The 17,149-nt window shown below is 69.1% G+C and carries 11 protein-coding genes and 2 pseudogenes; 8 read left to right on the forward strand and 5 right to left on the reverse strand.

The window, feature by feature from the left end; all coding sequences use genetic code 11:
• Window positions 1-6: 6 nt before the first annotated feature.
• Window positions 7-1,626: a PPE domain-containing protein gene (locus ACK5M9_RS01870; RefSeq protein ID WP_416891522.1), complete on the forward strand. Its 1,620-nt coding sequence runs from the start codon at window positions 7-9 to the stop codon at window positions 1,624-1,626.
• A 23-nt stretch (window positions 1,627-1,649) separates the two neighbouring features.
• Here ACK5M9_RS01870 and ACK5M9_RS01875 read toward each other — a convergent pair whose 3' ends face one another.
• Window positions 1,650-3,146: a potassium/proton antiporter gene (locus ACK5M9_RS01875; RefSeq protein ID WP_416891513.1), complete on the reverse strand. Its 1,497-nt coding sequence runs from the start codon at window positions 3,144-3,146 to the stop codon at window positions 1,650-1,652.
• Between the two features lie 109 nt (window positions 3,147-3,255).
• On the opposite strand from ACK5M9_RS01875, the gene ACK5M9_RS01880 reads away from it, so the two are divergent.
• Window positions 3,256-3,954: a potassium channel family protein gene (locus ACK5M9_RS01880; RefSeq protein ID WP_416891523.1), complete on the forward strand. Its 699-nt coding sequence runs from the start codon at window positions 3,256-3,258 to the stop codon at window positions 3,952-3,954.
• A 129-nt stretch (window positions 3,955-4,083) separates the two neighbouring features.
• Window positions 4,084-5,079 (forward strand): alpha/beta fold hydrolase, encoded by a 996-nt coding sequence (locus tag ACK5M9_RS01885; RefSeq protein WP_416891514.1) that lies wholly within the window; start codon window positions 4,084-4,086, stop codon window positions 5,077-5,079.
• On the opposite strand, the gene ACK5M9_RS01890 is transcribed toward ACK5M9_RS01885, so the two are convergent.
• Window positions 5,074-6,420 carry a flavin monoamine oxidase family protein gene (locus tag ACK5M9_RS01890; RefSeq protein WP_416891515.1) on the reverse strand — a complete coding sequence of 449 codons (1,347 nt, stop codon included), beginning with the start codon at window positions 6,418-6,420 and terminating at the stop codon, window positions 5,074-5,076. The genes ACK5M9_RS01885 and ACK5M9_RS01890 overlap by 6 nt on opposite strands.
• 345 nt (window positions 6,421-6,765) lie before the next feature.
• Between ACK5M9_RS01890 and ACK5M9_RS01895 the strand changes: the two genes are divergently transcribed.
• The gene (locus ACK5M9_RS01895; protein WP_416891516.1) at window positions 6,766-10,452 is read left to right on the forward strand and encodes a PE family protein; all 3,687 of its coding nucleotides are present in this window, start codon (window positions 6,766-6,768) and stop codon (window positions 10,450-10,452) included.
• A gap of 188 nt (window positions 10,453-10,640) precedes the next feature.
• Here ACK5M9_RS01895 and ACK5M9_RS01900 read toward each other — a convergent pair.
• Window positions 10,641-10,797: pseudogene (locus ACK5M9_RS01900) on the reverse strand (IS1634 family transposase); the annotation flags it as partial.
• 107 nt (window positions 10,798-10,904) lie between these two features.
• Between ACK5M9_RS01900 and ACK5M9_RS01905 the strand changes: the two are divergent.
• Both ACK5M9_RS01905 and ACK5M9_RS01910 read left to right on the forward strand, forming a co-directional pair.
• Window positions 10,905-11,000: pseudogene (locus ACK5M9_RS01905) on the forward strand (hypothetical protein); the annotation flags it as partial.
• A gap of 97 nt (window positions 11,001-11,097) precedes the next feature.
• Window positions 11,098-12,168 carry a PE domain-containing protein gene (locus ACK5M9_RS01910; RefSeq protein WP_416891517.1) on the forward strand — a complete coding sequence of 357 codons (1,071 nt, stop codon included), beginning with the start codon at window positions 11,098-11,100 and terminating at the stop codon, window positions 12,166-12,168.
• A gap of 28 nt (window positions 12,169-12,196) precedes the next feature.
• Here the strand turns inward: ACK5M9_RS01910 and ACK5M9_RS01915 are convergent, their stop codons facing one another.
• A complete protein-coding gene (locus tag ACK5M9_RS01915; protein ID WP_416891518.1) occupies window positions 12,197-14,014 on the reverse strand; it encodes a serine/threonine-protein kinase in 1,818 nt (605 codons plus the stop codon).
• 26 nt (window positions 14,015-14,040) lie between these two features.
• Window positions 14,041-14,793, reverse strand: a complete 753-nt coding sequence (locus ACK5M9_RS01920; protein WP_416891519.1) for a hypothetical protein — start codon at window positions 14,791-14,793, stop codon at window positions 14,041-14,043.
• Window positions 14,794-14,937: 144 nt separating this feature from the next.
• Here ACK5M9_RS01920 and ACK5M9_RS01925 point away from each other — a divergent pair, with 144 nt between their 5' ends.
• A complete protein-coding gene (locus ACK5M9_RS01925; protein WP_416891520.1) occupies window positions 14,938-16,335 on the forward strand; it encodes a PE domain-containing protein in 1,398 nt (465 codons plus the stop codon).
• A 65-nt stretch (window positions 16,336-16,400) separates the two neighbouring features.
• Window positions 16,401-17,149 (forward strand): BadF/BadG/BcrA/BcrD ATPase family protein (locus ACK5M9_RS01930; RefSeq protein ID WP_416891521.1); only part of this gene is annotated, 749 nt, incomplete at its 3' end.

The raw sequence follows: 17,149 nt of genomic DNA on the forward strand, positions 1-17,149 counted from the left end.
GGGCTCATTGTGAGCTTTGTGGGGTTGCCGCCGGAAATCAATTCGTTGCGGATGTTGTTGGGTGCCGGTTCGGGGCCGATGTTGGCGGCCGCGGCGGCCTGGAACGGCCTGGCCGAGGAGTTGGGTAGCGCGGCCAGTTCGTTCTCGTCGGTGACGTCGAATTTGACCGGTCAGGCGTGGCAGGGTCCGGCGGCGTCGGGTCAGGCCAATGCGGTGGCCAGCGCGTTCGAAACCGCCAAATCCGCCATGATCAACCCGGAGGCGATTGCGGCGAACCGCAACGCTTTTGTGCAGTTGGTGCGGTCGAACTTCCTGGGCCTCAACGGTCCGATGATTGCGGCGGCCGAGGGCATCTACGAGGAGTTCTGGGCCGCGGATGTGGCGGCGATGTTCGGCTATTACGGCGGTGCGTCGGCGGCGGCGGAGCAGTTGTCGTCGTGGCAGCAAGCGTTGCAGGGGCTGCCGGTGATCGGCGGGCTGTTCGGCAGTGGTGCCAGCGCGGCAGCGGTTGGCAGTGCCGCCGACGAGGCCCCCAACTATGGTGCGGGGAACAAGGGTGGCGGCAATATCGGTGCCGGGAACAACAGTGACTCCGCGGATTTGGCCTTTTTGGGCATAACGGGTGGTATCGGGGCGGGCAACAATGGTTTCGGCAATTTCGGCAGCGGCAACACCGGATCCGGCAACCTGGGCATCCAGAACATCGGTGCCGGCAATCTCGGAGAATGGAACCTTGGTAAGGGCAATCTGGGCGATTGGAACATCGGGTCGGGCAACCTCGGTGACGCCAACGTCCTGGGCTGGGGCAATCTGGGCAACGGTAACCACGGGATAGCCAACACCGGGGACTTCAATCAGGGCTTCGGCAACACCGGCAATAACAACATCGGGTTCGGGTTGACCGGGGATCATCTGATCGGGGTTGGTGGCGCCTACTACGACCAGATGACCGGGCAGTTCCACTTCGACGGCAACTCCGGTACTGGCAACCTCGGGCTGTTCAACTCCGGCACGAACAACATCGGGTTCTTCAACTCCGGTGACGGCAATGTCGGCCTGTTCAGTTCCGGTGCCAACGTCGTTCCCGAGGACTTCGGCAAAATTCAGAGCATCGGTATAGGCAACGCCGGCGTCGGCAACATCGGCTTCTTCAATGCCGGGGACGCCAACGTCGGCACCTCGAATGCCGGCAGTCTCAACACCGGTTGGGGGAACGCGGGTTCGGGCAACACGGGCAATGGCAACTCCGGTGTCAGTAACACCGGGAACTTCAACTCGGGTGACCTGAACACCGGGTCGTTCTTCAACATCGATGGGCCGCTGGAAAGCTCCGGATACGGCAACAACGGTCCCGCCGGCATGTCGGGCTTCGGCAATACCGTCAGCGACGATGGGCTGAAGCGCTTTCCCGCGTCAGGCTTCTACAACACCTTCCAGGGTGGCACTGACTCCAACGGAAACGGATCCGGCTGGTTCAATACCGGTGTCCCCACCGTGTTCGCCGGAGATCCGCCCGGCTCTCCCACGGTTAGCGGCCTCTATTCCGGGCTTTTCAACACCGGTAGCTTTGTCGCCGGCTATTTCGACTTCGTCCCGTGGCTGAAGGGGCTGGTGGGCCAGACGTAGGCCGCTGCGGCCGTTCTGCCCGGTCATTCAAACTCGCCGTACTCGTCGAACCAGTGCGCGAGCTTCCCGCGGCGGCTGACCGCGCGCAGCCTGGCCTCGGCGGCGGCCCGGGTCTTGCTGGTCGTGACGATCAGCAGCTCGTCGCCGGTTTCGATCCGGGTGTCCGGTGTGGGAACGAACGTGTGGCCGTTGCGGATGATGAGCGTGATCACCGTGGGGTCGGGCAGGCGCAGCTCCAGGACGGTGACGTTGTGCATGCGCGACGGCTTTCGCACGGTCATGGTCAGCAGCTCGGCGTCGAGCATGTCCAGCGGGGCGGCTTCGACCTGGATCTCGCGGGTCGCCTCGCGGGAGATCAGGCCCAGCAGACGGGCCATGGGGCGCAGGCTGGGCGCCTGGATCAGGGTGAACACCACCACCAGGACGAAAACGATGTTGAGTATCCGGTAACTGCCCGGGATGCCCTCCACGATGGGGAAGGTCGCCAGCACGATCGGCACCGCGCCCCGCAGGCCGGCCCACGACACGAACGCTCGTTCGCGCCAAGGGATGCCGAACCAGGTCAGCGTGGCCACCACCGAGATCGGCCGCGACAGCAGCAGCAATATCAGGCCCACGACGATCGCCGGCAGTATGTCGTCGGTGAGCTCGCGGGGGTTGGCCAGCAGGCCGAGCAGCACGAACAGGCCGATCTGGGCCAGCCAGCCGACCCCTTCGGCGAACGACCGGGTGGCCGAGCGGTGTGGCAACCCCGAGTTGGCCAGCACGACGGCTGACAGGTAGGCCGCGATGAATCCACTGGCCTCGGCGTCACCGGCGACGGCGAATGCGACCAGCCCCAACCCGAAGGTGGCGATCGGATACAGCCCGGACGCCGGCAACGCGAAACGGCGCAGCGCGAAGGCGCCCAGGTAGCCGACCGCCAACCCGATTGCGGTACCGGCCACCAGCTCGTACACCAGGCCGGTCACCGCATGCTGGGGGTCGAAGGCGAACGGCATCACGCTGAACGTCAGCACCAGGATCACGCCCGGGGCGTCGTTGAAGCCGGATTCGGCTTCCAGCAGCCCGATCAGCCGCCGGGGCACCGGCAGCACCCGCAGCACCGAGAACACCGCCGCGGCGTCGGTGGAGGACACGATCGCCCCGAGCAGCAGGGCCAGCTGCCAGGTGGTGCCCAGCAGCAGGTGGGTGCTCACCGCGGTGACGACGGTGCTGACGATCACGCCGATGGTGCCCAGCGCGGCCGCCGGCGCCAGCACTTTGCGGATATCGCCGAACCGGGTGGTCAGACCGCCTTCCACCAGGATCACCGCCAGCGCCGCGGTGCCCACGTTGCGGGCCGTCACCACGTCGTCGAACCGCAGGCCCAGCCCGTCCTCGCCGAGTGCGACACCGACCAGCAGGAACAGCAGCAGGCTGGGAAACCCGACCACGGTGGCCACCCGGGTGCCGACGATGCTGCCCAGCAGCACCAGGCCGCCAAACGTCAAGGTCAGGTAGAGCTGTTCGAGGGGCATTCGTTCCCGTTCAACTCGATCGGTGGTTGCCGCGGTTTGCGCGACGAGGGAGCCGACTGCGGCACCGTGCCAGTAAATCAGCCAAGATGGCCCTGTGACGACGCGCAAGCTGCGGATCGGGATTGCCGGTGCGGGAAACGTCGGCCGTTCGCTGGCGGGTGAGTTGCTCGACGCCGGGCACAAGGTTCTGCTCATCGAGCGGCAACGGCGGGCCTTCGAGCCGCACGAGGTGCCCGCGGCCGATTGGCTGAACGCCGACGCCTGCGAGATGAGTTCGCTGCAGGAGGCCGGCGTGCAGACCTGCGATGTGGTGATTGCCGCAACCGGGGACGACAAGGCCAACCTGGTGGTGGGCCTGCTGGCCAAGTCCGAGTTCGGGGTGCCCAGGGTGGTGGCCAGGATCAACGATGTGCGCAACGAATGGATGTTCGGCCAGGCGTGGGGTATCGACGTGTCGGTCTCGACGCCCGGTGCCATGGTCGCCGGGATCGAGGGCGCCATCGATATCGGCCATCTGGTGCGGCTGATGGGGCTGCGGGAGGGGCGTACCGCCCTGACGAAGCTGACCCTGCCGGGTGACAATCCCTCGGTGGGGCAGCGGGTCGCCGATTTGGATCTGCCGCACAACACCGCACTGGTCACTGTGGTTCGCGGGGATTCCGTCATCGCGCCGCGGCCCGACGATGTCTTGCAGGCGGGTGACGAGTTGCTGTTTGTGGCCGATAACGCCCGCGAACGTGCGCTCTGGGCGGCCGTGAACCGGATAAAACCGTCGGTTCATACGTTGACGCGGCCTAATATCCATTGATACGGATCAAATGTATCGAAAACATATTATTAGTATGTTATGTGCCCTTGTGGTGGATGACACGTTTCGATCAGGTATGCTCGCGGAGATCCACAGCGCGTCAACGATGCCGTAGCCAAGGGAGCGACAATGACAGCAGGACGGACCACCCATGCCAAAGGGTCGGCGAATGCGCTGGCCGATGGCCTGCCGGAGGGCCGCGTCCTTCCCGAGGGTCGCACGGTCAAGGTGCGCGCCGCCGACGGCACGCCGCTGCACGCGGAGGTTTTCGGTCCGCCGGATGGCTACCCGATAGTCCTGACCCACGGCTTCGTCTGCGCCATCCGGGCCTGGGCCTACCAGATCGCCGACCTGTCCAGGGATTTTCGGGTGATTGCCTACGACCACCGCGGTCATGGGCGCAGCGGCGTTCCCCGTCATGACGCATACAGCATCGCGCACCTGGCTTCCGACCTCGATTGCGTGCTGGAGGCGACCCTGGCCCCGGGCGAACGCGCACTGATCGCGGGCCACTCCATGGGCGGTATGACAATCCAGGCGTGGTCGATGCGCCACCGCCACAATGTCGCCCGCCGCGCCGACGCCGTGGCCTTGATCAACACCTCCAGCGGCGATCTGCTCACCAATATCCGTCTGCTGTCGGTGCCCCGCGGGCTGTCCTCGGCCAGGGCGGTCGCCGGCCGGACGCTGATCAACGCGGTCAGCGGGCTGCCCCTGCCCGGCGCGGTCAGCGCGCCAACCAAATACATGGTCTCGAAAATGGCCACCGGTGCAAAAACCCACCCGGCAGTGGTCAAGCTGGTCTACCAACTCTTCGCGGAGACCTCTCCGGTCGGGCGTGGCGGCTGCGCGCGGATGCTGATCGGCGAGGTCGACTCGGACCACTTCAGCCTGGACGGGCTGACGGTGCCAACGCTGGTCATCGGCAGCGAACACGACCGGCTGACACCGATCGGCCAGGCCCGCAGGATCGCCGGTGAACTGCCCAACCTGGTCGGGCTGGTCGAGTTGTCCGGCGGTCACTGCTCGATGCTGGAGCAGCCCGGCGAGGTGAATCGCCAGCTCCGTGTGCTCGCCGACTCGGCGACGGCGACGAACGCCCGCGCCTGCGCGAGCGGCTCATAGCCGGGCGTCGACCTCCCCGGCCGCGCGCAGGCCGGATCTGACCGCGCCGTCGAAGAAGCCGGTCCACTCGTCGGCAGTCTCGGTGCCGGCCCAGAAAATCGGGCCGACCGGTTCGCGCAGCAGCCTGCCGTAGGTTGTCCATGAGGCCGGTGGGACGGCGGCGGTGGGCCCTCCGGGGCAGAAGTCCTCCGTTCCCCAACAGTGATCGGTGTAGTCGAACGGTTCGAGCGCCTGGTCGCCGTACAGCGAGGCAAAGCAGCGCAGAATGTCGTGGCGGCGCTGCTCGGCGGGCTGTGTGTCGAAGGTGCGGGCGTCGACGAACCCCATCAGGATGCCCGGGCCGTCGTCGCCGGGGCTGACGTCGAACGTGATGAAGACCGGGCCGGTGTCCGAGAGTGCCTGCCCGGAGAATCCGCTGGCTCGCCAGAAGGGGGTCGGATAGGCGGCGTAGGCCTTGCTGAGGCGACCCTGCGGCCAGTTCCGGGCCAGTTCGGTGTAGCCGCGGGGAAGTGGGGGATCGAACTCGATGCCGGCGCGCTGGGCGGGGGGGACGGCGACGATGACGAATCCGGCATCGGCGCGGTTCTTGTCGGCGATGACGGTGACGCCCCCGCCGTGGCGTTCGATGCGGTGCACCGGTGCGTCCAGCACGATGCGGGAGCCTAGTTCGGTGGCGATCTTCTGGGCGATCTGGTGGGTGCCGCCGGGAAACCTATCCTGCTGGGCACCGTTTTCGGTGTCGAGCATCCGGTCGAGGCCGCCCGCGGCATGTACGTAGCGGGCGGCGTGCAGCATCGACACGTCATCGGGCTCGCAGCCCCAGGTGACCCGGCACATGATGGCCATCAGATCGCGGGAGGAGGCGCTGGCGCGCATCCCGCGCAGCCACTGGCCCAGTGATACGGAGTCGAGCTCTCTGGCTCCTTCGGCCTCCCAGGGCGCCGACAGCGGCACGCGGCGGGCCAGCCGGTCGAACTGCCATTGCAAACGGCCGATATCGAGCAGGCTGGTCAGCGAGAGCCGGGGAACGGTGCCCCGATAGGTGCGCGCCGAGCCGCGCCAGAAGATCACGTTTTTTCCGTGGTGGTGGGTTGGGGTGGTGGGCACGGCCATCTCACCGGCCAGGGCCAGCACCGCGTCCTGAGTGGGCCCGACGAAGGTTCCGCCCATGTCGACGGGCAGGCCGGCGATGCTGCCGGTGAAGGAGCGCCCTCCGACACGATCGCGGCCCTCGAATACCAGGACCTCGTGCCCCTGGCGCGTCAGCTCGCGCGCAGCGGTGAGCCCGGCGAAGCCGGCGCCCACGACGACGACGTCGGCGCTGGGCGCGGGTTCGTTCACGAGTTTCAGTGAACAGCATGTGGCTGTCATTTGTCACGAGGGTGGGACCGTGGTTGGATCGCCCCCGATTCGGTGCACACCTGGTTACTGGTGTGCAGCCGCGGATCAAATCCAGAGTTGTTCAGACGTCGGCGTGCCTACTATCGGTTTACTCCAAGGTCGGATTTCTGCATGGCGGGAAGCATCACAGTGTTTAAGTCATAGATTATGTATGGTTTACTTAGGATCTAGCCAGTAAGAGCTTGCTTTGGCGTAACTCGCGGCCATCGCTATGTGTATAGCGCTAGTGGGCAGGGTGCGGGGGACGGTATGTGAGCTACACGCACAGTTGCTGGAGGGATTGCGGTGTCTTTTGTTGTGGTTTCTGCCGATGATGTGTTGTCGGCTGCTGCGGCGCAGGTGGCGGGTATTGGTGCGGCGCTGGATGAGGTGAATGCCGCGGCAGCGTCGGTGACATCGGAGTTGGCGGCGGCTGGTGCTGATGAGGTGTCGGCGGCGGTGGCTGCGGTGTTCGCCGAGTTCGGGGTGGCCTACCAGGGTGTGGCTGCGCAGGTGTCGGAGTTTCAGCAGGCGTTCGCGTCGTCGCTGGCCGGTGCGGGGTCGTTGTATTCCGGTGCGGAGGCGTTGTCGGCGGAGACCATGGCCGAGCAGATTTTCGCACCCATCAACGAGCCGTTCCTGACCTACACGGGGCGCCCGTTGATCGGTGATGGTGCCGACGGGACCGCGGGCAGCGTGAATGGTGGGGCTGGGGGATGGTTGTACGGCAACGGCGGTGCGGGGTATTCGCAGACCGCCGCGGGTGCCCCGGGTGGTGTGGGTGGTGCGGCGAGTTTGTGGGGCCGCGGGGGTGCCGGTGGTGCCGGGGGTGCCGGTGGTGCCGGTGGTGCCGGGGGTAATGCGGGCTGGCTGTCCGGGGAGGGCGGTGCCGGGGGTGCGGGCGGGTTGGGGAATGTGGGTGGGGCCGGCGGGCACGGCTGGCTGTTCGGCCGCGGTGGGGCCGGGGGCACCGGCGGTGTGGGTGGTGCCGGGGGTGCCGGCGGTAATGCGGGCTTCTTGTATGGGTTGGGTGGTGCCGGGGGTGCGGGAACGTTCGGTGGCAATGGTGGTAGCGCCGGGCTCCTGGGAGCCGGTGGTGCTGGTGGGGCCGGGGCGATCTACGGCAATGGTGGCGGCGGTGGCGTCGGCGGTGACGGGGGATTCTTCTATGGCGATGGTGGTGCTGGGGGTAGTGCGGGTGCCGGGGGTTCCGGGGGTGCCGGTGGTGATGCGTGGCTGTTGGGGGCGGGGGGTGCCGGTGGTCATGGTGGAGCGGACCCCGATGGTCTCGGGGGCACCGCCGGCGGTTCCGGCGGCAATGGTGGGCATGGCGGCTTCCTCTACGGACACGGTGGCGACGGCGGCAACGGCGGCGCCGGCGGCGGACACGGTGCCGACGGTGCCGCCGGGCGAGCCAACACCACCGGCACCGATGAATTCGGCACCGGTGGCGGCACGGGTGAAAACGGTGGCGTCGGCGGGAACGGCGGTTCCGGAGAGGGCGGCCGCGGCGGCAACGGCGGTACCGGCGGCCTGCTGTTCAGCCAGGGCGGCAACGGCGGCAACGGCGGCATCGGCGGCGGTAACGGCGGCAACGGCGGAGTCGGCGGGGCTGGATGGAACAGCGACGGTACTTCCAGCCTCGATGGCGGTGAGGGCGGTGAAGGCGGCAACGGCGGTGAAGGCGGCACTGGTGTCGGCGGGGCCGGTGGGGCGGCTGGACGCAGCGGCTGGTTCGCCGCGGGCGCCTCGGCAGGCGCCGATGGCGCCAGTGTCAGCGGTGGCCCCGGCAACGGCGGTGTGGGTGGGGCCGGCGGCCACGCTGCGGACGCCACTGGAAGCGGCGTTCCGGGAGGCGTGGGTGGCAGGGGTGGTGATGGCGGCAACGGTGGGCCGGGTGGCGACACCACCGCGGGTGAAGGTGGTGTCGGGGGTCACGGCGGCGATGGGGGGATGGGCGGCCCCGACGGTGGGGAAGGTGGAACCGGCGGTGACGGCGGCGATGCCGGTGATGTTGGTGCCGGCGGAACCTATGTCAACGGAGCCAGGGGCGGCGACGGTGGTGCCGGCGGAGAGGGTGGCAGCGACAACGCGACTACCGGCACCAACGCGGGGACCGGAGGGAAAGGCGGCGAGGGCGGCGTCGGCGGTGCGGAGGCTATCGGCGGCAGAGGCGGAGACGGCGGTCCGGGCGGCCTGGGCGGCACCTCCTCTGGGAGTAACTACTCTGACGGCGGTAACGGTGGTGCCGGCGGTAAAGGCGGTGCCGTCAGCGGATCCGGCACCGGTGGAGCAGGCGGCACCGGTGGCGCTGGCGCTTCCGACGGCGAAGGGGGCCACAGCGATGGGGGTGACGGTGGAACGGGCGGTGAAGGTGGCGCCGCCGGCCCGACCGGCACCGGAGGCGCCGGGGGCACCGGCGGTATTGGAGGAGATGCGACAACCCCTGCCTCAGGGACCACCCACCTGGGGGGCGGCGACGGCGGTAGAGGCGGTAAAGGCGGTTCTGTTAGTGGAGCGGGAACCGGCGGCCAGGGCGGCGACGGTGGTGCAGGTGGGAAATCTGTCGACGGCGAGGATCCGGGGATTCTCTACGTTCACGGCGGTAACGGCGGTCCAGGAGGCGAAGGCGGTGGCGCGGGTGACTCCGGGCAGGGGGGTGACGGCGGAAAGGGTGGCGAAGGCATGGATGCCGCCAACGGCGGCAGCCGCACCAATGGTGAAGCAAATTCCGGTGGCGATGGGGGTACCGGGGGTAAAGGTGGTTCCGCCGGCGCCAACGGCACCGGCGGACGAGGTGGCGACGGGGGCGTAGCTGGCGGCGCCGGTACACCCGAGATCGATGCTCGCGAGGTCAACGGAGGTCACGGTGGTAGCGGCGGCCAAGGCGGTGCAGCTGGTAACGGTGGCACCGGTGGAGATGGCGGTGACGCCCAGGAAGGTGGTGACAACGAATCTGACGGTGCATTGATCAATCGGGGCGGTTCGGGCGGGACCGGCGGCAACGGGGGTGCAGCCGGTGACGGTGGCACCGGTGGACATGGCGGCCGGGGCGGAGACGGTGGTGAGGGCAAGACGCCCGATGTAGTCACTGGCAGCACTGCCAGGGGGGGGACTGCTGGCGCCGGCGGCGCGGGAGGTAACGCGGGCAATGGTGGCACTGCGGGGAGTGGAGGGCGCGGCGGCGATGGAGGTGACGCCGGCGATGGTGGGCAAACGAATCTCGGTGGTGCCGGCGGCGCGGGGGGTGCGGGCGGTGCGATCACGTCGGGATCCACTGGAACTGGAGCTGCCGGTGGTATTGGCGGTAACGGCGGCCATGCCGGTACCCCAGAACTCACCGGCAGCAGCACAGGCGGCACAGGCGGCACTGGCGGCACCGGCGGTGCGGGTCGGGATCTAGGTGGGCCCGGCGGTGCCGGTGGTGGTGGTGGTGCCGGCGCTGGCGGTCCGGGCACGGATGTCGGCGGTACCGGCGGAGTTGGTGGAAACGGCGGCACGGCCAGTGCCGCCGGTGGAACGGGTGGCCCCGGTGGTGCCGGCGGTGGCGGCGGTGGCGGCGGTGGAGGTGCTGGGGGTGCTGGCGGCCTGGCAGATGGTACTGGCGGTACCGGCGGCGGCGGCGGCACTACCCCCGGCGAGGGCGGCAACGGAGGTAAGGGTGGTGTCGGTGGTGCCGGCACAACGCGCGGCAATGCCGGGGCAGGTGGTGGTGGCGGCGGCGGCGGAATCTCTAGTGAGGGTGGTGTCGGTGGTGCGGGTGGCACGAACCCCCCCCTCTCGAGCGGGAATGGCGGCGACGGCGGTGGTGGTGGCGGCGGCGGCGGAACTTCCACTGCAGGTTCCGGCGGTGCCGGGGGCACCACCGCGGGTCCCGGGGTTGGCGGCCCCCCGGGCGCCGGCGGCACCGGCGCAGGTGCCGGCGGTACCGGCGCAAACAACAGCGGTCGTGTAGGTGGAGCGGGTGGAGGCAAAGGTTTGGCCGGGGTCTGATGCCGCAGTGCCCGCCGCTACTGGCAATCGACGGCCAGAGTGCTGCACGGCGCGAAGTCGATGATCCGGATATATTCCCACGAGGTCGCCTGGCGCGCTGTGAGTCGTTCGCGAGCGTAACGGGGCTGCGATTTCACGCTTTGGATTTCGCCTTGGCGTTACGCTCACGAGCGCGCGGGCTCGGCCAGCCCGCCGGCAACGATCCCTCGGGCCTGGTCGAGCGGAATACCCAGCTCAGCATCGGTATGCGCCGAGCCGAGATGCGCCAGGATCACCACCTTGCCCCGGTCTTCGCGTGCGACCCGCGCCGCCACCGCGCCCCAGGGCCGTGCGCGCCTTCCGCACCTACGACACCGTCCGAACCTCCCCGCCCAGCACCCCGAAACACACCACCCGAACAGCAAAATCGGCAGCTCAAAGCCCTAATAGCCCCAAGAACCCGGCAACTGTGCCTGACGTCAGGCCAGGTACACGACTGGGTGCTGGTCACCCTGGATGGCCTGCGGTACTGGCCGCAGATCAACACCGCACTCGGCATCGCCGCCTGATGCGGCACGTGGGCAGGCAATTCTGCTGAACCGTCACGCGGACACCGGCTACGTCGATAGGGTGCAGTCCAGCGGCCGTCGGCGATAACTGGGGTAGGTGAGTGCTGCCGTGTCCTTCGTTTCTGCTTCTCCGGAACTGATGTCGGCCGCGGCCGCCGATGTGGCATCGGTGGGCTCGACGCTGGCGGCGGCGAGCCAGGGTGCGGCGGCGGCCACCTCTGCGGTCGTGGCGGCCGCCGAGGATGAGGTGTCGGCGGCCGTCGCCGCCGTATTCTCCGCCCACGGCCAGGGCTATCAGGCCCTCAACGCGCGGGTCGCGACGGTGCACGAACAGTTTGTGCAGGGTTTGGCCAACGCCGCGGGGGCCTATTCTTGGGCCGAGGCGGCCAATGCCCCGCTGCTGGGGCTGCTCGACGGCACCCGTCCGCCGCTGGGATGGCTCACCGGCAACTCCCCGCCACCGCTGCTGAATCTGCTGCTCGGACAAACCGTCGAGTACGGCGCCTCCGAGGGCATGACCGTCGTGAAGATCACCCCGTCCAACCCGACCGGTGAACACGTCGTCGCCATGCATGGCGGCGCCTTCGTCCTGGGGCCGTCGATTCGACACTGGATCTACTACTCGGCGACGTCATACCAGACCGGGGCAACCTTCGAGGTACCCATCTACCCGCTGGCTTGGCAGGGCGGCACCGCCGGCACGGTGGTACCCGCCATGGCCAGTCTCATCTCGTCGCGGATCGCCCAGTATGGGACTTCCAACGTCAGCGTTTTCGGCGACTCCGCGGGCGCCAACCTCGCGCTGGCCTCCAACCAGTACCTGGTGAGCCAGGGGCAGCCGGTACCCGAGGCCATGGTTTTGCTGTCGCCGTGGCTGGATGTGGGCACCGGGCCGATCGCACGGGCGTGGGCCGGCGGCCTGCCCGTCACCGACCCCCTGGTGAGCCCGCTGTACGGGTCGCTGGCCGGGTTGCCGCCGACGTATGTCTACGCCGGCATGCGGGATTCGGCCCTGCAATACGCCGTCGCCCTGCAGCAGGCCGCGACCAACCAGGGTGTGCCGATCAATTTCGTGTTCGCCGAAGGTCAGGGCCACAACTGGATCCTGCGCCCGCTCAGCGGTTTCCGGTACTGGCCGCAGATCGACGCCGAGCTCGGCATCGTCTAGGCATCGCCGACCGACGGCCGGCACCTCCTCAGCCAGCCGCCCGCAGGGTGATGTCGGAGATCGCCATGCGGTTGCGCCCGTCGGTGGCGCCCAGGGCCGAGATCCACACCAGTACATCGGAGGTTTCGGTGCGCTCGCGCACCGCCAGCCGGTTGTGCCCGGGACGCAGCGAGGTGACCGGGGTCAGCGCGGTGGTGTCGTCCAGCTTGCCCGGGTGCGCCGAGCGGGCCGCGCGGATCTGTACCTGCGACCCGGTGCTGGATACGTCGATGCTCACCGAGCTCAGCGCCGTCGGATGGGACAGGTGCAACATCAGCCCCATGCCTTCGATGAACTTTGGGAACGGGTTGGCGTCGTGGTAGGTGACCGTCGACCATGCGGTATCCGGGTTGCCGTCGATGGCCAGCCTGGCGTCGCCCGGATTGTCCGGGGCGCCGTCGGGGGAGAACACCGATGCGCTGACGGGTTTGACGACCGGTCCGGTGGGCGCCCAGATGCCGAACCCGTCGGTGAAGTATGCCGCCGCGGCCACAACGACCGCGAGTACGGCGGCGGCAGTGGCGAGCAGCACGCCCCGGCGCCTCTTGCGTTTGGGCGCAGCGCTTTTCGCGAGCCGGTCCCGGCCCGGCGGGGTGCGCGTCGGGGTGCTGCTGCGTTGCGCGGGCTCGGGGGCGGAGAAGTTGATGACGGTGTCCGCGTCGAGAATGTCGCCGTCCCAGACGCCGCTGACCTCGACCTCGTCCCCTTCGGTCAGCTGCCCGGCCAGCAGATCGGTCTGGATCTCCACCGGAAGCGGGGTGCGCCGGTTGCCCGGCAGGTCGTAGGGGACCACCTCGAACGACAGAATTCCGACCTCGTCCTGCCCGCCGACCGAGCGCCGCGTGAGACCGCGGGCGCGGCCCTGCATCACCATCCGCTGCAGCCGCTGGGTGATGGGACGAGCCCCTGCCCCTGCGCCTGGCTCTGATGCCGCCCGCGGCGCACCGGTGTCCAGGATGCCGGCCCGGCCGGCGCTCCGCTGCCCGAGGGCCTCGGCGAACTCGACGCAACTTCGGTACCGCTGGCCGGGGTCCTTGGCCAGCGCCTTGGCCAGCACCGTATCGAGGTGGACGAGTTCGGGCCGGCGCTGGGATATCCGCGGCGGCGTCGTGCTGAGGTGATGGCTGACCACCACGGCGCGGTTGGAGTCCTGAAAGGGCGGCGCACCGGTCAGCAGAAAGAACGTGGTCGCAGCCAGCCCGTACTGGTCGGCCCGGCCGTCGAGCGGCTTGCCCAGCAGTTGCTCGGGCGCCACATAGCTGATGGTTCCCACCGCGACGTTGACCTCGGTGAGGTTGCTGACGTCGTCGATCCGGCGGGCGATGCCGAAGTCGGTCAGCAGCACCCGGCGCCGGTCGTCCTCGGCGTCGGCGACCAGGATGTTCTCCGGCTTGACGTCACGGTGCAGCAGGCGCCGCTCATGGCCGAAGTCCAGCGCATCGGCCACCGCCGCCACGATCTCGGCGACATCGCGTTCGGGCAGGCCGCCCGGGTGCTGTTTGCGCACCAACTGCCCCGCGTCGGTGCCCTGCACGTACTCCATCGAAATCCACAGCCGGCCCTTGAACTCGCCGCGATCCAGAACGCTGACGATATGCGGGTGCCACAGTGTCGCCGCCAGCTCGGCCTCCCGGTTGAAACGGGCCCGGAATTCGGCGTCGTCCGTCGCGGGCAGGGACAGGATCTTCAGCGCGTCGTGCCGCGGCAGCCGGGGATGCTGGGCGAGGTAGACCTCGCCCATACCTCCGGTGCCGAGCAGACGCTCGATCACATAGCCGGCGAACACGTCACCGCTGGCGAACGGCATGCCCGAAAGCCTACTGATACCGGCGGCTAAATCGCGGATTGACGGTTGAGCGTCTGGTAGCCCCAGGCCAGCACGAACCAGGGGGCGATCAGCCACGGCGAGTTGAGCAGGATGAACTTCACCCCGACGTCGAAGAAGCTGGATGTGTTCACGTTCTCCAGGCCACCCATCAGCTCGGATCCGTAGTAGTACCACGTCAGAACCGTGTGCGTCACCGCGGTCGCCATCAGCGCCAGCGTGCCCCGGGCGTCGGCGAACTTCGACCTGAACAGCAGGATCAGGCCGGCGACGCCGATGCAGCCGTTGATCACCGAGAGCACCTCGATCATCAGGAAATGGGCGGTGGGGTCCAGGTAGCGCAGGTCCCCGCCGTCGATGTAGCCCCACCAGGGGTAGGCCCACGCCTGATCGCGTGCCGCAGCGATCGGTTTGTGCAGGATCAGCCAGGCCAACTCCCAGGTCAGGTGCGTGGTGTAGGAGCAGATGACGAACGGCAGCACGGTGGCCTGCAGGCGCTCGTATCGCGTCCAGCGGCGCAGGGCCGGCAGCGGCAGCCAGGCGGCGAAGATGCCCTGGAAGTAGGCGATGGTCACCTGGGCGGCCAGCGGGTTGGCCATCAGGTGCCGGTCGGCGCCGGCGCCGAACACCAGGTAGGTGTAGAACGGGAAACCCACGATCAGCGATCCGAAGGCCAGAATCCACACCAGCCGAAGCGAGCGCGCGGCCGGCACCCCGTCGACGATCCGGGGCGGGCCCGGGGGTGATGCTGCAATGGTCATTGTTCCGCAGAACATACACCGCAATCGCGGGGTTTCCGGCCATACCGTCCCGGGACGGCTGTGTGTCCGCATAGGCTGCCAGACCGGCGGCCGGAATCGGCCGGGCGCCCTGCGAGGGTGCCCCCAAGGTGCAGGAGTGGTGCGTTGTCCTATGTCTTTGCGGTCCCGGAAACCATGTCGGCGGCGGCCGGAAACCTGGCGTCGATCGGTTCGGCGGTCACCGCGGCGAACCGGGGCGCGGCGAGCGCCATCACCGGAGTGCTGGTGGCCGCCGACGACGAAGTGTCTGCCGCCGTCGCGGCCCTGTTTTCCGCCCACGGCCGGGAATACCAGGAGCTGGGCTCCCGGGCAGTGGTGTTTCACGAACAGTTCGTCCTGGAGCTGACCGGGGCCGCCGGCGTCTACAGCACCGCCGAGGCAGCCGGCGCGGCACCGCTGGCAGCCTCCGAACAGGCGCTGTTCGCCCTCGGACAGGAGATTCAGCAGATCCCCGGCGAGCTGGCCGCCGGAATCCGCCGGGTGTTCGACACCGTGTTCACCACGATCTTCGGCGCGCCCGCCCTGCCGCCGTTCCCGGCAACACAGCCGGGAGGGTTCAGCGGCACCCCGTCACTGATCAACCGGCTCGAAACCGCCGCCATGTATCCGGTGCAGCCCCTGCTGAGCCTGACCGGGCTGCAAGCCCAGCTGGGAAACCCGGGCAGTCCGCTGCTACAGATCATCGCCAGCGACATCCCGCCGCTGTCCTGGTTCATCGGCAACTCCCCGCCGCCGCTGCTGAACTTCCTACTCGGCGAAACGGTGCAGTACAGCAGCTACGACGGCATGCGCGTCGTGCAGATCACCCCGGCCAATCCCACCGGGGAGTACGTCGTGGCCATCCACGGCGGCGGCTTCATCTTCCCGCCCTCGTTCCTGCACTGGATCAACTACTCGGTGACCGCCCACATGACCGGCGCGACCTACCAGGTGCCCATCTACCCGCTCATGCAGGAGGGCGGCACCGCCGGGCTGGTGGTCCCCACCATGGCAGGCTTCATCTCCTCCCAGATCGCCCAGCACGGGGCGGCCAATGTCAGCGTGACCGGCGACTCCGCCGGCGGCAACCTCGCCCTGGCCGCGGTCGAACATCTGGTCGCCAACGGAGATCCGGTGCCGTCGTCGCTGGTCCTGCTGTCGCCGTGGCTGGACCTCGGACTGACCAACCCGAACATCGGCTTCGTCCAGGACCCGATCCTGCCGGTCGGGCTCGGGCAGCAGATCGGCCGGGTGTGGGCCGGCGGCCTGCCGCTGACCGACCCGATGGTCAGCCCGCTCTACGGCGGCGCGCTGCTCAGCGGCCTGCCGCCGACATACGTCTATTCGAGCAACCTCGACATGCTCTCGCCCGACGTCTTCCGGCTGCAGGATTTCGCTGCCGGGACGAACGCCCCGATCAACTTCGTGCTGGCCAACGGCCAGTTCCACGACTGGGTGCTGCTCAGCCTGGACGGGCTGCGGTACTGGCCGCAGATCAACGCCCAGCTCGGCATCGCGGCCTGAGTGATACCGGCCAGTCCCAGCTGGTCCGGGCCGGTGCGGTTGGGTGGCGTGAGACCATCGGTCCGGTGATCCTCTCGGTAGACCTCGGCAAAACCTGGTGCCGGGCCGCGTGTGGCGGCCGGCGGGTGCGGGGGCCGGGTGCGCCGGGGCTCGCCGCTCCCGGCGGGGTGCGGGCCGGGGTGGCGGCGATCCTGGCCGCGGCCGGCCGGCTGGATACCGGTCGGGTCGAAGAGGTGATCGTGGGTGCTGCCGGGGCGCTGGGGGCGCCGGAGGCGGCCCGCGAACTCGGCGAGACGCTGCTGGGTTCGCTGGGGGTGCAGCGGGTCGCGGTGACCAGCGACGCCGTCATCGCCCACGCCGGCGCGCTGGGCGGGCGTCCCGGCGCCGTGCTGGTCGTCGGCACCGGCGTGGTGGCCTTGTCGATCAGCGCCGACGGCACACTGCGCACCGCCGACGGCCTTGGTCCGCTGCTGGGCGACGAGGGCGGCGGCGGCTGGATCGGTGCGGCCGGGCTGCGGGCGGCCCTGCGCGCATTCGACGGCCGCGGCCCCGCGACGTCGCTGCTCGACGTCGCCGTTGCCCGCTTCGGCCCACCGGGCACCTGGCCGGGCCAACTCGCCGACGCGGCCGCCGTCGCATCGTTCGCACCCGACGTGCTGGTCGCCGGCGACGACGCCGTGGCGGCTGGGATCGTCGGCACAGCGGTCGAGCTGTTGGCCGCGGCGGCGCGCGCGGTCGGCGACGGCCCGGTGGCGATGGTCGGCGGGCTGGCTGGGCCGGCGGGGCCGGCGGGGTCGGCGGGGCCTGCGGGGAC

The organism is Mycobacterium sp. (assembly GCF_047975165.1).
GTDB lineage: Bacteria > Actinomycetota > Actinomycetes > Mycobacteriales > Mycobacteriaceae > Mycobacterium.

Bases quoted from the DNA above. Each gene is read 5' to 3' on its own strand.
- ACK5M9_RS01915 (WP_416891518.1), bottom strand. From the start codon at position 14,014: ATGCCGTTCGCCAGCGGTGACGTGTTCGCCGGCTATGTGATCGAGCGT.
- ACK5M9_RS01920 (WP_416891519.1), bottom strand. From the start codon at position 14,793: ATGACCATTGCAGCATCACCCCCGGGCCCGCCCCGGATCGTCGACGGG.
- ACK5M9_RS01875 (WP_416891513.1), bottom strand. From the start codon at position 3,146: ATGCCCCTCGAACAGCTCTACCTGACCTTGACGTTTGGCGGCCTGGTG.
- ACK5M9_RS01885 (WP_416891514.1), top strand. From the start codon at position 4,084: ATGACAGCAGGACGGACCACCCATGCCAAAGGGTCGGCGAATGCGCTG.